Origin of the sequence: Pseudoalteromonas sp. SR41-7, assembly GCF_014163935.1 — a bacterium.
Taxonomy (GTDB): Bacteria; Pseudomonadota; Gammaproteobacteria; order Enterobacterales; family Alteromonadaceae; genus Pseudoalteromonas; species Pseudoalteromonas distincta.
The window spans coordinates 1-15,898 of sequence record NZ_JACJEF010000020.1 but is presented as its reverse complement, the minus strand read 5'-3'; the positions used below and the strand labels follow the sequence as shown (position 1 = coordinate 15,898).

Genomic DNA, 15,898 nt, shown 5'->3' with positions numbered 1-15,898 from the left:
ATGGGAACGTTTTCGCACCAATGGTTTAGCAGTATTAATGAGATTGATCAGGCGCAGTGGCAACGTTTATTTGGTGATGAACCATTTACTCAACATGCTTTTTTATATGCCCTTGAACAAAGCCAATGCGTAACACAAAAAAGCGGTTGGCAGCCCCATCACCTCGCTATTTTTGAAGATGATACGCTCATTGCGCTTGCACCTGGGTATTTAAAAAGTCATTCATACGGCGAGTACGTATTTGACTGGGCATGGGCTGAGGCATACGAAAAACACGGTTTAGAATATTATCCCAAGTGGCTATCTGGCATTCCCTTTAGCCCTATTGAAGGCAAGCGTATTGCTATCGAGCACGCGAATCCAAATGCGGTGTATCAGTACATTACAGAGCAACTTAGCATACACAGTGCTGAGCAAAGGTGGTCGGGGTGGCATGTTAATTTTTGCGACCAAGCCCAAGCAACATCATTAACTGAGCAACACGCCATGCTAAGAGTGGGTGTGCAATTTCAGTGGTTTAATAAAGGTTTTGAAACCTTTGACGACTTTTTGCAAATACTTAGCTCACGAAAACGTAAATCTCTTAAAAAAGAGCGAGCTAAAATAGCGCAACAAAATATTGATATTGAATGGCTGCAAGGAACGCAAATTACGCCCGAGATAATGCAATTGTTTTGTGAGTTTTATCAGCGTACCTACTTAAAGCGATCTGGTCATTTGGGCTATTTAAATATGGAGTTTTTTACGCTTTTACATGCATTAATGGCTAATAACCTCGTTATTATGCTGGCCAAAAAAGACGACAACGTGATTGCTGCAACACTTAGTTTAGTAGGTGAGAATACACTTTATGGGCGCTACTGGGGAGCAAGTGAGGAAGTAGATTCGCTTCACTTTGAGTTGTGCTATTACCAAGGTATTGAGTTTGCAATAAAGCATAAACTCAGCTGCTTTCATTCGGGAGCACAAGGTGAGCACAAAATAGCACGCGGATTTGAACCCGTACTTACCTACTCTGCTCACCATATTGTTGATGGCGATTTCAGTAATGCAATAAGCGACTACTTAAAGCGTGAACGCGGCCATATTGATATATATAAAGAGCAATGTAGCTCATTACTGCCGTTTAAAAACGAGTAACTGATTATTTGCAGGCATGGCAGTATCGCTAATAAGCGTAAGCCCTGCTTGCTTAGCTAGTTGTTCAACTGCTTCAAAATCTCTTATTCCACTTAACGGATCGCGCTCTGTTAAAAAGGCACTAAAGTCATCATTACTTGGGCTGGTAAATTCACCTTGGTACTTAAATGGTCCGTAAATACACAACATACCGTCGCTATTTAAGTGACGTTTAACACCATCAAAAAAACGTTCAACTAATTGCCAATTTACAATATGAAATGTGTTTGCAGTATAAATAGCGTCAACCTTATCTACAGGCCATTCATTATTTAAATCAAGCTCAAGTGGTGCATGTAAATTAGTTAAATTAGCTTCGCGGTGCCATAAATTAATCCCTTCGTGGTTTATAGCGCGATCACTTGTATGCCATTGTAAATGTGGTAATTGCTCTGCAAAAAACACACTATGTTGGCCTGTTCCTGATCCGACTTCGAGGACTGTTTTAGTATTTTTTAATACGTCCTTTAATTGCTCTAAAATAGGGGTTTTATTGTTTTCACAGGCTTGTGAAAATGGCTTTGTCATTACTGTGCACCAAAATTGTAGATTAATGCACAACAGTAAAGCAAATTTAGCTTATTTTGTCGTGATGAAAAAAAGGTAATTTTTAAATACTATAACTATCATATGGTTGAGCTGGCTCATTATGGTTGGTACGTAATATGCTTTTATATTGTTAACCCACTAAAGGGTTTAACTTATATTAAATTTCAAAGGATAAAATTATGCATATACCCCCTTATACCGCTGTAGACGCGGCCATTGCTATAACCGAAAAAACCACCGACGATCATAGTTACGCCGTTGATATGAGAGCTACAGTAATCGATTTACTTTCGCACCCTAAACATAATCAACAGGCGATGAGCAAACATGAAACAGATCAGATATTTATTCTTGGCTACAATTAATACTCAAATTAGTATCGCAAATAATTTTTATAATAACTGTTTACACTGAAACCGATTAAATGTAATGATAACTATTATCGTTAACTTGAGTCGGTTTTTTTATGTCTTCAAATTATGCCCAGCATCGCTACCATCAAGAACTCTCTTGTCATTGCTTAAGACCTGGCCTGCATGCACCCATGCTCGTTGCCGATTACATAGAAACCGCCCTTAACGTCGCCAAAAAATTTGAGCAACAACATAATCCCTTGCTTCAAGAGTTTTATCTTAGGCGCACACACCATGAAATTATGAACAAAATGTGCGACCCTCTTATACATAATGCTATTCGTAAACAATGTTTAGAGCAGCTATACAAACCATTATTAGCATTAAAACGGTTTTATAAGGTGCATAACAATATTGCACAATTTTTAATACTTGAGCGTGAAGCTCGTATTCTTAGTCACGAATTCAACCCTTTTTAAGGAGCACACTTATGAGCAACTTTAGAACAGAATCAGACAGCATGGGCGAGCTACAAGTACCTACTGATGCGCTCTATCAGGCGCAAACACAACGAGCAGTTAATAACTTTGCTATTAGTGGCTTATCTATGCCAAAGCAATTTATCACTGCACTGGCTTATATAAAACAAGCTGCTGCGCAAAGTAACTGCGAGCTTGGCCATTTAAGTAAAGACAAAGCAAATGCTATTGAGCAAGCTTGTCAAAGTATTATTGATGGCGAGCACGTTGAGCATTTCCCCGTTGATATTTTTCAAACCGGTTCGGGCACAAGCTCAAATATGAATGCCAACGAAGTTATTGCAACGCTTGCTAGCCGATTAGGCAGTGAAAGCATTCACCCTAATGATGATGTAAACATGGGGCAAAGCTCTAACGATGTAGTCCCTACTGCTATCGCACTCAGTAGCGCAATAAATGTAGTGTATGAATTACTTCCTTCGCTTGAAAACTTATCGCAAAGCCTAGAAAAGAAAAAAGCTGAGATAGGCCATATAGTTAAAACGGGCCGTACGCATTTAATGGATGCAATGCCTGTTACATTTGATCAAACACTAAGTGCATGGCAGTCACAAGTTAACCATGCCGCAGCAGGAATTAGACATAGCTTAGAGCGTGTATGCGAACTGGCACAAGGCGGTACAGCTGTTGGAACAGGAATAAATGCAGACCCTAAGTTTGCAGCCAAATTTGCAGAAAACCTGAGTGCCAATGTAGGCATTAGATTTACGCCTAGTAGTAACTTTTTTTATAACATCGGCTCACAAGACGCCATAGTAGCGCTTTCGGGGCAATTAAAAGTACTCGCTGTAGCACAAATGAAAATAGCGAACGACCTACGCTGGATGAACTCAGGACCACTTGCGGGCTTAGGCGAAATAGAGCTAGAAGCACTTCAACCGGGCTCGTCTATTATGCCTGGCAAGGTAAATCCGGTAATACCAGAAGCCGCAGCCATGGTAAGCGCACAAGTAATCGGTAACGACGCGACCATTACAGTAGCAGGCCAAGCGGGTAATTTTGAGCTAAACGTTATGCTGCCAGTCATTGCGTATAATATTTTGCAAAGCATAGAATTACTTGCCAATAGCGCACAAGCATTGGGCGATAAAGCCATTGCCAGCTTTAAAGTAAATAAGCCTAATATAGATAAAGCACTCGCTAAAAATCCAATTTTAGTGACTGCGCTCAATCCGGTGATCGGTTATGAAAAAGCAGCAAAAATAGCAAAGCAGGCTTATAAGGAAGCCCGCCCTATTATTGATGTAGCCGAACAAGAAACCGATTTACCACGCAGTGAACTCGAAAAGCTACTTAATCCCACCAAACTAACGCAGGGGGGACTTTAATAAACGATATTTTTCACGGCTTTAATTACTTGATAATATAGTTTTTATTGCTGTAAAAAATGCACCGTGTATGATAGTGATGAATATTTCATCACTATCAAGGTTTGTTATGCGTACCCCATTGTTAGCCATACTTTTACCACTTTGTTTAACTGCATGCTTAGATAAAACGCCAACTGAAACGCAGCAAGTAACAATAACCTCAGAAGCTGAAGCACCAAAGCAAGAGCTACAAAAGCTAAAAGAAAACACTCAATTACAAGAAAATACTAAAAAGAACGTAGTTGCTGAAAAAATACCAAAAGCTGATTTAAAAAACGTTTCAATAGACGATATAAAAACAGCTAAAGCCGAATTAAATACGCTAATTACAGATAAGCAATGTGATACCAGCACTCAATGCAGAATAAGTGCAGTAGGCAGTCGCGCGTGTGGCGGGCCAAGTAGCTTTGTTGTGTATTCAACAAAATCAGCGTCTGAAAAACAAGTAGCAGCCCTTAGCGACAAAATTACTAAGCTTGAAAGTAGTTATAATTCACAAAAAGGGATGATGAGCATTTGTCAGCATTTAACAACGCCAAGCACGCAGTGTGTTGAAAATAAATGTGTTAAACTTGAAGGTTCAGCGGTAAGTGCATTTTAAGGATAACGTTATGAGTTGTTTACCATCGGCAATTAAACTATCAATTTTAAGCATTGCTAGCAGCATTTTACTACTAAGTGGTTGTGCTAGTACTGTGACGTCAAATGAGCAAAGTAAAAACTTATCTGACTTAAACTATGATCTGAATAACATGGTGAGTAATAACAGCTGCACTGCAAGCTTTCAGTGCAAAGTACTTGAAGTGGGCGCCCGAGCATGCGGCGGACCGAGTAAGTATGCTGTTTATTCAACGCTGAACACATCTCAAGAAGAAGCAGAACAGCTTGCTCAACAAATAACAAAACAAGAAAAAATACAAAATAAAGCACAAGGCTTAACCGATTGTTCACCAGTACTTGAAGTGCAATCGCTGTGTATTAATCACCAATGCCAGTCGTTTGATATAAAATAAAAACGGTCGCGTATAAGCTAATTTCAGCGTTAACCTAAATACGGAATTAACGCTGAAATTACAACAACCAGCACTACGCAAACACCCGCTTTTATAATGTACTTCATGGGCATTGTTTTAAGCACCCAATATGCATAAATAAAGCGTACAAAATAACTCGCCGCAGTACCAAACAACGCAAAAATAAGTAGATAAGCAATTAGAGTAATATTCATAATAATCTAGTGCAACTACTTAGTTTTTTTAGTGTGAGCAATTAGTAAGTCAGCTACTTGTTGTTTTACGGCTCGCTTATCATCACTTGGGACATCAAAGCGACTGGCTAGTTGCGCAATCTCATCATCATTTAAATTAAACGATAAACGTTGACGCGTTTTTTTAGACTTTACATCTAAGCCAAGTATTTTACGGATCATATCTGACGGCGTTAACTCTTGGTCAATAGCTTGCTTTTTTATCAGCTTTTGAACTTCACTGCTTAGATCAAATGCCATTTGTGTGGCACGTACAGCTTGTTCCTGACGTAACCACTTGTCTTTAGCATCACTCACTTAGCATCTCCGGGAAACAAGTCTACAATATCAGACATTGGACGCATGAGCGTTAGCGATACTTCGGTTTCGCCGCCATCCCAAATTTCGATATTTAAACCAAAGCCTTCATTATCTGATGCTAAACAAATCATTTCACATGGCTCACCACCTTCTTGCTCATAACGAGGCAAAGTTTGGTTGCGGTAATCTTTATTATGGAAATAACACACATAAGGCGACTCGCTTTGTTGATAGCTTTTAGCTAAAAACTGCATAAAGCGCTCTGGTGTATTTTGCACTGTAATGTGGGTTAACGACTCTTCATCAAAAATACGCGCAAACTCATCAAGGCCAAATATCTCTTCAACTTCGTTTCGCTGAATTTTAATAGAAAAGTTAGCCCACTCTTCGCCGTCATCTTGCTCAATTTGTAAAAATACAACTTGGCCGCTATTTGTCTCAAGTACAAATTCAGTATCGCTGCTGTGCTGATATTGGTAAGTCTGAATATCAGTAACACGTAGCGTTTCACCTTTTAACCATGCCGGATAAGCAAATGAGTCGATAACGCTAAACATGTCGCCTTTTTTAAGCTCGCTCGGATGATTAAGCTGACGCTCTGGCTCTTTTTTAGATTTGAAAAAATTAAACATAGGAAGGCTGCCTTCTAAGCAAAAAAGGTAACTGAGCAAAACTCGGTTACCTTTTTAAAGTATAAACGTAATGGTTAGCTATTTTGCTTCGCTTTGATGCGAGCTAAAATATCAGCACTTTTTGGACTTGTGTCGCCAATGCCTGCTTCAGCCATTTTTGCTTTTAAGTCATCGCCATTTACGTCTGACTCAAGTTGCTTTGCAGCACCTAGCTGGTCGCTACGATCTTGTTGACGCTGTTTAATACGTTCAAGCGATTGACGAGCCGATGTCATAGACGAGCTGTTTGTATTAAGCGTGCTGTTAACAGCCATTGTTGCTTGCTGTACGCTTTCAGTGGTTTTAACCATTGTAAGCTGGCGTTGATTCTCTTTAATCGATTTTTCAGCATCTTTAACTTGCTGCTTAAGCGCAACAATATGGTTACTAAAGCCAGATAATACTTGCTCGTTTTCGGCTTTTTCAGCTTCAAAGTCACCAATTTTTTCTGCAATTTCTAATGCTAACGCTTCGTTGCCCTTTTCAAGAGCTTGGCCTGCATACGCTTCGTGTTCCGCGATTGATGCATCTACAGCGCTAATTTTACGCTTAGTTTGCATTTCTTTAGCCATTACTTCTGTAAGGCTTTTTTTAGCGCGGTGAAGTGCATTTTGCGCGTCTGCAATTTCTTGCTCAAAAATACGGATGCCATTTTTGTCTACAATTGCTTCGCCTGCTTCACGAGCGCCGCCACGTACTGCTGTAAATAATTTTTTTAAAATACTCATAATCTTAACTCCACTAACTGGCTATTAATCGTTTAAATACAAGGTCACGGCTTCTAGTGCATCGATAGCGTTATCGGCTAATGTCACTAGTTCGTGGGTAACGTCATCTAATGATGAATTTACCGACAGTGCACCAAAAATCGCGTATTTGTTATCGATTTTAGCAAATGCACTCAGTGGAATTGGCACGTTTAAACGTAGTAATGTTTCGTTTAACTCGTTGCGTAATTCACTCTTAACTTCATCTTCGTCAAACAAGTAGCTAATACATAACAACTGCTCTTGCGTTTGTGTAACAAAAATTGGAAGTTCATCATTTCCATCAACAATGACTTGTAAAACATCTTGCTCGCCAGGGTTGGCAATCAAGAAAGACTCAAAGTTAGCGCCTTCAGTTTCAAAAGAAGCTAATTTTATTGAAAGTTCATTTAATTCCATGTCTCTGCCTTTTGTCGTTTGACATATTATGTCTGAGTTAAGATTCTCATGGTCGACATATTATGTCAACCATGTTTTGTTAGTTTTTATACAATTCGCTTTCTATTTGCCATGCAGTTCGGTAGTAATCATAAAGCTGACCAGATCCTAACCTATTGACCTCAATACTTTTAACTTGTTCAAAGTAGTGGTTAGGAAATACAAAACTTGCCAATAAATATTCTTTACTAATCCATCTTGATGGCACAGGCATAGCCGTCGCATCATTAATACGGCCACTGGCCGACTGACCCATTTTAGTGGCTATAGTCCAGCCCCACTGCCCAAACGAAGGTATGTTTTGCTGATACTGCTCAACATAGCCAAACCCTGCGGCTTTAACTGTTTTAGCAATGCTTAAAAACGCTTTTTTAGCGTGGTAAGGTGAAGTTGATTGAACCGCCATTGCGCCATCGGGTGCTAATAACTGACGTACATGATTATAAAAGTAGTCACTGTACATTTTATTTAGATCAGGGTGATTTGGGTCCGGTAAATCAATTAAGATAGTGTCGAACTGCTTAGATTGATCAAGTAGCTTTTCTACTTCTAAAAATGCATCACCCACAATTATGTTGGCTCGCGAGTCTTGCATCGATTTATTGTTTAGCTGTAGTAATCGCTTATTGATGTGCTCTGGCGGGGTAAAGTCACCGTCTTTATGACCAAATAAATTGAGAAGCTGCGCGTCTAAATCTATTAACGTTACTTCACTCACAGGCCATTTTAAAACATCTCTAAGTGCAAGCCCGTCACCACCACCAATTATTAATACACGGTCGTGTCTGTTAGAGGCAAGCATTGCAGGATAAACCAGCATTGAATGATATATTTGCTCATCAATACTTGAGAACTGTAAACGCCCATTTAAATATAAATCGGTAATTGGCTGAGGTTGGTTTTTGCTTAACCTTTCGGTTAAAACTACGTGTTGGTATTTAGTTGCTTGCGAATAAATTACTTTATCTTTGTATAAAACATTACTTAGATTGTTCATCCAGCTACTGCCAAATACTAAAATAAAGCCAAACAATGCCAACAGTACTATATGGCAAACTAAAAGTGCCTTAGCAAAGCGCACATGGGCATGGTAACGCCATAAAAAAGCGAGTCCTGCGATGATATTAAATAACGCCGTCCACGCTGCAGCTTGCATTATAGGCATTGAGAGCATGATACTTACCCAAATGGCTGCACCAATACCAGCACCGATATAATCGGCACCATAAATAGTCCCTGCGTTGTTTTCTAAAAAACGGCCATAAACGTGCTGACGAATGCGCGCTATAAGCGGTATTTCCATACCAATAAATAAACCCAGTATTAAACCAAAAACATAAGGTAGAAAACGTGACCACTCTTGTAGCTTTTGAAATACGTAACCATTAAGTACAACGTCTGGGGGTAAGTTAAAAATGCTCGAAAATAAATGAGGAAGAGAATAACTTACAGCTATTACACCCGCTATCGCTAAAATGCAGCCCATGCCAACCAAAGCAATAATGCTTTCTAGCCAAGCAAAAGCGGTAAATGCATCTTTAAACCAGCGCGCTAAAAAAGCGCCTAAGCCCATTGCTACAATCATAGTACCGATCATGGCGTAAATAGCGCTTTCTACTGAGCCAAGTACACGGCCCGCATAATGAGACAGTAAGTATTCATAAATAAGGCCGCACCCAGCAAGCACGGCCATAACAGTAATTAGTAATATATCGTGCCCAAGTAAGCGAGACTTACTTGGGGGAGTGTTGGTTGATGACACTGATTATGCGCCTAGTAAGGTTGCCATAGTGATACCTACAGCAAATGATACTGCTGCAGAAATAGCTGCTACACCTACATTTTTTTGACGATTAACTTCATCTGAAATATCGCAACCAGATAAAATTATTTTAATTGTCACTAAGTGCAAAATAATAAATGCGACAAGGCTCACTACAGCGCTAATAGCCCAGTATAGTAAACTCGCATTAATGTTATCAGCAGCGTATGGCGCAACACCCGTTGCAGCTGTAATAGCTAATGCACTACCTATTAAAAATCCAGCGTAACGAATACCCACAGCTAAGTTACCATCAACAATTGCTTGTTGTAGGCAGTCGCCACTTTTGTTTGTACGCTTAAATAACTGCACTCGGTACTGGCTAACAAGTAGTAATACAACACTACCTATAATAAAGGCAGCAATTACAATTGGAAGGCCATGCCAGCCATCAGTAGCCACCCATAAAAGTGCTGAGCGAATAACTATTGCAACGCTAACAACATGACCAAAATCAATTATTGAAGCTGTAACGTTACCTTTAACTATTTCGTCGTGCAGGCTTACTTTACGAAGCGCTACTTTATCTTGAAAAAAGTGACCCAACTTAATAAGTACAATTGCTAATGCGCCGTAAGCTAACATTTGCAGTGCTTCTTGTTGCAATGTTGCAGCAAAAGCACCACTACTTACACCTGTTAATACAATCGCCAGTGCCACTAAACCAGCGGCAAAGCTAATACCAAAAGCAAAGTTATCACGCTCTGTTATTTCATCATTTGCGTGTAAGTTTGAAACCCAACCTTTTATATATTTAAGGCTTACAAATAATAAAACAATAATTGCAAAATCAATCGCCAATGCTTGTAGCGACCACATAGTTATTCCATTAAATTCATACATATTATTCTAACTCCAACTTTATTCTTTTACTTACCACGGCTCACGCCACGAGAGGTTCTGCTACCGCTATCACGCACCGATCCTGAGCTATTGCTATAACTGCTCGAACGAGAATAACTACTGCGGCTTTTTGGTGGCGTATAACTACTACGGCTTAAACCGGATGCACCTGTTTTTTTACTCGCATAAGGGCTTGTAAACTGCTTACCTTGGCGTTGGTATGTTTGGCGCGTGCGTGTTTCTAGCGCGCTTTGGGTTTTAATTTGTTTAGGGCTTGAATAACGCGAACGGCCATAGTCATTGTAATAACTATACTTTCGGCGTTTGCTCCAACTTCCATATTCAACACGGTCAAATACATCGCCTAAAATACGGTACATGCCGTACCATTGCCAAAAGCTAATACCATTACTATTTGTTTGCCAGTTACCATAGTTAGGGTTACCTACCATTTGGTTACCAACACCCTCACCTTCAGCTTGCTTACTAATTGCGCCTACACGCGCTAAAGTGCCTTTGGACATATCAGCTAGCATATTAATAGGATCGGTTAACGCATCAGAAAATAGCGTAGGTTTAGACGCATCACGCAACAAATCAATACTATGCAACGTATCTTCGTAAGGAGGAATTAAGTAAGTTCCTTTAATATCTTTAAGTCGCTGTGTTAAACCACTATAAAGTGCGCCTCGGCGCGTTGCATCAAGGGTAATTACATCAACAACTTTTGTAAGCTCTGGCTGTTGTTTTTTAAGGAGCTCGCCATATTCTTTAAGTAATACAGCATTGCGCACATTCCCATTATCAAGCGCAGTACCAAGCTGTGACAGCTCTGTATCTGCTTTTTTAATAGACTCTTGAATTGTTTGTTGCAGCTGCTCTTCTTTAGATTGACAACCCATAAGCACTGCGAACAAACAAAACAGGCTTATAAGTTTCCAAGCTTTAATATTCGACATTCATGTCACCTGATTTACTAAATTAACTAAGGTAGTTTTACACAGGTCACTTATTAAACCAAGAATGAAATTGCAACAAAGTAAGTCAGTACAAAATTAAATAAACAGCTATATTTAGTATATGAATTTAAAAGCATTCTCAATGTTAAGCTTTTAGTGCTACAAAGGGCGTAGTCAGTAACTTTTTTGTAATTATGGATTGCCTGATTACACAATAATAACTAAAACATAATTAAATGATGGTTAAGGGTTAGATTTGATGCTTCATAGTATTCGATATAAATTTATTATAATAACAACGGTTTTAATTATATTTAGCGCAAATTTAGTTTTTTTCCTCGCGATTAATGAACACGAAGATTTATATCGCCAATCTGTTAAACAAAACTTAGATGCAATGTCTTCAAATATTTCCGATAGCTTATTACGTGTTATGTCTGAGCAAGTTGATTTATTCTCTATAACCACCGAATTGCTCGGTTTTGATCGATATGAACACATTAAGTTTGTTAATGTATTTGACGCTGACTGGCAATTAATCCAATCGTATGTCCACCCTAACTATTTAGAGCTTGAGAGCTTTAAGCCTGAACTTATAAGTATTCAACCAAAAAATTTACCTTATGCGGTTACAATAACCAATGAAGGACTAGTGGCCTTAAAGGCAATTGGGGAGGAGCAGTTTCCTATTGGATATTTGCTCATTGTGCAAGACTTTAAAAAGCCACTGAATGAAAGTAAAATTAGCCTTTTTTATAGTGCAGCTCCATTTGTTGTTTTAATTATTGCACTCACCATTATTATTTCATTTTGGATATATCAGCGTTTATTAAGCCCACTTTTAGCGCTCTCGAAGTTCACACAGAAAGTTGAAAAATCAACAAATTATAAGCTTCAATACCAAGTCACTGGTCATGATGAAGTATCTCAACTTGGTAACGACATTAATGCATTACTACAAACAATTGACTCCCAAGTTCAAACCAATCATAAACATACCGCACAACTTTTAGTACAAACGCATTCAATGGAGCGCCTCGCCAACTACGATATATTAACAGGTTTACCTAATCGCATGTTTTTTATGGACCTACTCAAACTCGAGCTGGCTAGTAGTAAAAGTAACGATCAAGACGTTGCGATTATGTTCTTTGATGTTGATAGTTTTAAAGGCGTTAACGACACCCTAGGCCATGAAACCGGAGATATGCTTTTACAAGCTGTGGCTAAAAAAGTGAAAAGTTATCTGCGTAGTAACGACATAATTGCACGCTTAGGCGGTGATGAGTTTTTAATTATGCTACCTAATATCACTGAGCAATCTATTGTTATAGATATTGCCGAAAGTATCATTGAGGGTATGAAAGAGCCATTCACTATAAATGAGTGGGACGTACCAGCGGGTATTAGTATTGGTATTGCAAGTGCCAAAGAAGCTGAATTTGGTATAAATACATTTATCAGTAATGCCGATATTGCAATGTACACATCAAAAGAAAAAGGCAAAGGCGCATATACAATATTCCACCATAAAATGCTTGAAGATAACAAACGAAAAGCGCAAGTCGCTAACTTAATATCTCACGCAATAGCGCAAAATGAATTTGAGTTATTTTATCAGCTTAAAATGTCGAATACAGGCGAAGCTCAAGGCTTAGAAGCCTTAATAAGATGGCAAAGCAAAGAGCTAGGCTTTGTTTCTCCTAGTGAGTTTATACCTATAGCGGAACAAGCAGGTAAAATAAAAGCGATTACTCAATGGGTGATCACACAAGTATTTAAAGATATGCAAATGCTAAAACAACTTATGGGGAATAATGTACTCGTCTCCATGAATCTTTCAAGCCATGACTTAAAAGATCATAACTTCATTCATACTGTAAAAAGTAAACTACTTGAACATAGCGTCGATATTTCAAATATTCAGTTTGAAATAACAGAATCAAGCTATTTAGAAAATTTTGAAAACGCGAATCAATTTTTTAATCAAGTTAAAGTTATGGGAGGCTCAATTGCATTAGATGACTTTGGCACAGGTTACTCTTCATTGAGTTACCTTACTAAAATTGAAATTGATACATTAAAAATAGATCGAATGTTTGTAAATCAATATGCAAGCTCAGCAAAAGACACTGCAGTATTACAAGCAATACTCGATTTAGGCCAACGCCTTGGTTTAAAAATATGTAGCGAAGGAATTGAAACAACCGACCAAGCTAACTACCTAGTATCAAATGGTAGTGATGAAATGCAGGGCCATTACTTTGCAAAACCAGTGTGCATTGCACAACTACCACACGCAATTGAACGAGCGAAAATATTATTTAAAGAACTAACAATAACTTCAAAATAACTCAGTGCAATTGATTTTTTACTAAGCAAACGGCTTACTTTTAATTTAGTGCAATTATGGTGAGCTCTTTAGGTATAGTAATTCCTGCTGGAAGGTAAGCTACTGAGTCTTCAACGGTTAGTAAGTACTCTATAACCTCTTCTGTAGACTCAAATTCAACAGGGGGCTTGCTGCGCCCCGTGAATCGCATTTGGGCCCAATAAGCTTGTATTCTAGACTCAGTAAGACCTACCATCCTAGTGTTAAAATTTATTCTAAGCGGATTGCCGACAAATAGGTTAACTGCTTTAAATTGTCTGCTCATAGCTCCGCCCATATAAATATGGCGAATTTGTTGCTTACTAAAAGATAAGTTTTTATCTGTGGTATTTACTACAATAATGACGTTCGAGGGGTTTGTATTTTCTGCATAAACTGAAATGCTAAAACCAAATAGGCTACTAGCGACTACAAAGAGCATCATTATTTTTTTAATGTTATTAATAGGTTTAAAAAATATCATTAAAACACCCAATCCAAACCAATAAGATAAAGATTAGTTTTTTTATCAAAATCAGAGTCATCAGGAGTAACAAAAAACGAGTCTTTTACATCGTCGCCTTCTAGGGTTGAAAACTCAGCTTTTAAGGCAAGGTTTGGCAACACATCCCAGCGTACACCAACCGTCCAACTCTTAATTGAGTCAGGCGTAGATTCATCAAAAATACGATTGTACCCATATGCAAGTTGATCTAAGTCGCTATTAATACCTAACGGAATTTCATTTTCAGCAGAACGAGTTTCTACGTCGCTATCTGCAAATGTTAAGTGGTAAGTAAAAGGAGCATGATTAACACCGGCAGTTAAATAATAGCTTTGAATTATAGGCACTATCCCTAAATCAGTTTTAATGCGGACCCATTCACCTCTAAAAAAATAATCTAAATTGTCGTAAATTACGCCAAATTGATTTGCATGTGCTCTACCTTTTGTTTTTACCGAGCTGGCGCTTTTTGTAAAATTAAGGCTATTAAGCACATTTTCTAGCTGTCTTATCTCATCAATATCAAGCTTGATATTCCCATTATAACGGGAAACTCTAAATTCTAAGTTTTCAATATTAATCTTACCAATGAACCCTAAAAGATTATCAACTTCAAAGCCCGTTCTTAAGGCGCCAATCCCTATATCACCCGACTCTTCACCATAGTAACCTTCAAAGCTCAAATCAAAGTTTTCTGCACCAAATTTATAAACAGCATCTATGCCATTAAATGTTTTAAATAAATAAGTATCGTAGACTTGTTGAGGTGGATTGATCCATGGGTACGCAAAACCAACATCCGAAAAGTCACTCATAGTAAAAAAGGGTGTGCGTAACTTTCCGAGTTTTATTTGAATATTATCTGTCGGTCTATATGTTAAATATAACCACTCTAACCCTGAGTTATCGGAAGCTGTTGTGTTATTGCTTCTTAACAAAAATTGAGCTGTTGCAGACCACTTATCATCAAATTGATACTCGCCTTGGAATCCAATTAAACTAGATGGAGAAAATTTAATACTGTCTTCATATCCCTTAAACTCGACATTTTTTTCGTCTAAGTAACCACCAATAACTCGAGCATAACCAGAAAATTCTAACTCATTAGAAAAAGCTGAAAAATGAGTAAGCATAGTGGTAAAAAGTAAGCACCAAGATATTTTATATCGCATCAGAGAAAATTAAATCCTTTGTTGAATTATGCAAAGTACAATGAAGATTAATTATGCTAACAAGGAAATAATTCACCAGTTCGGATAATCCATTATTTAATTATTTTAAGTAGCGCTCTTTACCGCGACCTAGGATTAATGATTATAGTCAATGAATTACATGTTGGCACAATATATGTGCTCTATAAGAGTATTAAGTACCTAGGTAACACTGTTTTTACCTCAATCCCATTCAGTATTATTGAGATAGAGCTTAACTATATTTATATAGATACTTTTCAACTAAGTAGGGGATCAAACTGATTCTTAATTTATCTCGTTCACCAAGATTGAGTGTTTTACATAAGTGCTTGGTAGGATGTAAATTAGCTAAATTATAATGCGATATGTGAGTAATTCACCACATTTTACTTTTTACAATTTGAACCCTGATGATGTCGTAGTGCCCACAGCGGTAGAAAGTCGCAGTGAAATGCTACACTCTCTTTGTGTCGCGATATGAGTGTGTATTAATTGCGCACATTTTACTTTTCTGCAGATGTAAAAAAGCCCGACTATTTCTAGTCGGGCTTTCTACAATTTGAAGCCTGGTAATGTCCTACTTTCACATAGCAAATGCTACACTATCATCGGCGCTGTTTCGTTTCACTACTGAGTTCGGCATGGATTCAGGTGGGTCCAAAACGCTATTGTCACCAAGCAAATTTGGGCGTTAATCCGTATCGCTACGCACTAACTGAATTTGGAAAATATCTGATAATATTTTTTAAGTTTTTCTAAGTAATATCTACTT

Annotated in this window: 18 protein-coding genes and 1 rRNA gene; 7 read left to right on the top strand and 12 right to left on the bottom strand. The window is 38.2% G+C overall.

Annotated features, from left to right (window positions below; all coding sequences use genetic code 11):
• Positions 1-1,140 (top strand): GNAT family N-acetyltransferase, encoded by a 1,140-nt coding sequence (locus H5092_RS19005; protein ID WP_182734583.1) that lies wholly within the window; start codon positions 1-3, stop codon positions 1,138-1,140.
• Here the strand turns inward: H5092_RS19005 and H5092_RS19000 are convergent.
• On the bottom strand, positions 1,117-1,707 hold the full coding sequence (locus tag H5092_RS19000) for a DUF938 domain-containing protein (RefSeq protein ID WP_182734580.1): 591 nt from the start codon (positions 1,705-1,707) through the stop codon (positions 1,117-1,119). The two genes, H5092_RS19005 and H5092_RS19000, sit on opposite strands and share 24 nt — an antisense overlap.
• Before the next feature lie 200 nt (positions 1,708-1,907).
• Between H5092_RS19000 and H5092_RS18995 the strand changes: the two genes are divergently transcribed.
• The 5 genes from H5092_RS18995 to H5092_RS18975 all read left to right on the top strand — a co-directional run bounded on the left by H5092_RS18995 (position 1,908) and on the right by H5092_RS18975 (position 5,003).
• Positions 1,908-2,093: a hypothetical protein gene (locus tag H5092_RS18995; RefSeq protein ID WP_024596419.1), complete on the top strand. Its 186-nt coding sequence runs from the start codon at positions 1,908-1,910 to the stop codon at positions 2,091-2,093.
• Positions 2,094-2,194: 101 nt separating this feature from the next.
• Positions 2,195-2,560 carry a hypothetical protein gene (locus tag H5092_RS18990; protein WP_259398402.1) on the top strand — a complete coding sequence of 122 codons (366 nt, stop codon included), beginning with the start codon at positions 2,195-2,197 and terminating at the stop codon, positions 2,558-2,560.
• 11 nt (positions 2,561-2,571) lie between these two features.
• On the top strand, positions 2,572-3,948 hold the full coding sequence (locus tag H5092_RS18985) for an aspartate ammonia-lyase (protein WP_182696301.1): 1,377 nt from the start codon (positions 2,572-2,574) through the stop codon (positions 3,946-3,948).
• A gap of 109 nt (positions 3,949-4,057) precedes the next feature.
• Entirely contained in the window at positions 4,058-4,591 is a 534-nt protein-coding gene (locus H5092_RS18980; RefSeq protein WP_182696302.1) for a hypothetical protein, read from the top strand.
• A gap of 10 nt (positions 4,592-4,601) precedes the next feature.
• Positions 4,602-5,003, top strand: coding sequence for a hypothetical protein (locus tag H5092_RS18975; RefSeq protein WP_024597425.1), 402 nt, complete (start codon positions 4,602-4,604; stop codon positions 5,001-5,003).
• Positions 5,004-5,032: 29 nt separating this feature from the next.
• On the opposite strand, the gene H5092_RS18970 is transcribed toward H5092_RS18975, so the two are convergent.
• The 8 genes from H5092_RS18970 to H5092_RS18935 form a co-directional block, all read right to left on the bottom strand.
• Positions 5,033-5,218, bottom strand: a complete 186-nt coding sequence (locus H5092_RS18970) for a hypothetical protein (protein WP_182734579.1) — start codon at positions 5,216-5,218, stop codon at positions 5,033-5,035.
• A gap of 15 nt (positions 5,219-5,233) precedes the next feature.
• Positions 5,234-5,554: a hypothetical protein gene (locus tag H5092_RS18965; protein ID WP_024597423.1), complete on the bottom strand. Its 321-nt coding sequence runs from the start codon at positions 5,552-5,554 to the stop codon at positions 5,234-5,236.
• The gene (locus H5092_RS18960) at positions 5,551-6,189 is read right to left on the bottom strand and encodes a DUF4178 domain-containing protein (protein ID WP_024597422.1); all 639 of its coding nucleotides are present in this window, start codon (positions 6,187-6,189) and stop codon (positions 5,551-5,553) included. The genes H5092_RS18965 and H5092_RS18960 overlap by 4 nt, the downstream gene beginning before the upstream one ends.
• Before the next feature lie 74 nt (positions 6,190-6,263).
• Complete coding sequence (locus H5092_RS18955) at positions 6,264-6,956, bottom strand: PspA/IM30 family protein (RefSeq protein ID WP_004335088.1); 693 nt, start codon at positions 6,954-6,956, stop codon at positions 6,264-6,266.
• A 24-nt stretch (positions 6,957-6,980) separates the two neighbouring features.
• Positions 6,981-7,394, bottom strand: a complete 414-nt coding sequence (locus H5092_RS18950) for a YjfI family protein (RefSeq protein ID WP_004335098.1) — start codon at positions 7,392-7,394, stop codon at positions 6,981-6,983.
• Positions 7,395-7,473: 79 nt separating this feature from the next.
• Positions 7,474-9,195, bottom strand: coding sequence for a polyamine aminopropyltransferase (locus tag H5092_RS18945; protein ID WP_182712675.1), 1,722 nt, complete (start codon positions 9,193-9,195; stop codon positions 7,474-7,476).
• Positions 9,196-9,198: 3 nt separating this feature from the next.
• Positions 9,199-10,098 (bottom strand): DUF350 domain-containing protein, encoded by a 900-nt coding sequence (locus H5092_RS18940; protein ID WP_024597420.1) that lies wholly within the window; start codon positions 10,096-10,098, stop codon positions 9,199-9,201.
• Between the two features lie 26 nt (positions 10,099-10,124).
• Complete coding sequence (locus H5092_RS18935; protein ID WP_033020991.1) at positions 10,125-11,057, bottom strand: hypothetical protein; 933 nt, start codon at positions 11,055-11,057, stop codon at positions 10,125-10,127.
• 259 nt (positions 11,058-11,316) lie between these two features.
• On the opposite strand from H5092_RS18935, the gene H5092_RS18930 reads away from it, so the two are divergent.
• Positions 11,317-13,410, top strand: a complete 2,094-nt coding sequence (locus tag H5092_RS18930) for a bifunctional diguanylate cyclase/phosphodiesterase (RefSeq protein ID WP_182734578.1) — start codon at positions 11,317-11,319, stop codon at positions 13,408-13,410.
• Positions 13,411-13,450: 40 nt separating this feature from the next.
• Here the strand turns inward: H5092_RS18930 and H5092_RS18925 are convergent, their stop codons facing one another.
• From H5092_RS18925 to rrf, 3 genes are all read right to left on the bottom strand, one after another.
• Positions 13,451-13,912: a hypothetical protein gene (locus H5092_RS18925; RefSeq protein ID WP_024597417.1), complete on the bottom strand. Its 462-nt coding sequence runs from the start codon at positions 13,910-13,912 to the stop codon at positions 13,451-13,453.
• Positions 13,912-15,105, bottom strand: coding sequence for a porin (locus H5092_RS18920; RefSeq protein WP_182734577.1), 1,194 nt, complete (start codon positions 15,103-15,105; stop codon positions 13,912-13,914). The genes H5092_RS18925 and H5092_RS18920 overlap by 1 nt, the downstream gene beginning before the upstream one ends.
• Positions 15,106-15,690: 585 nt before the next feature.
• Positions 15,691-15,805 (bottom strand): 5S ribosomal RNA (gene rrf, locus H5092_RS18915).
• Positions 15,806-15,898: the final 93 nt, after the last annotated feature.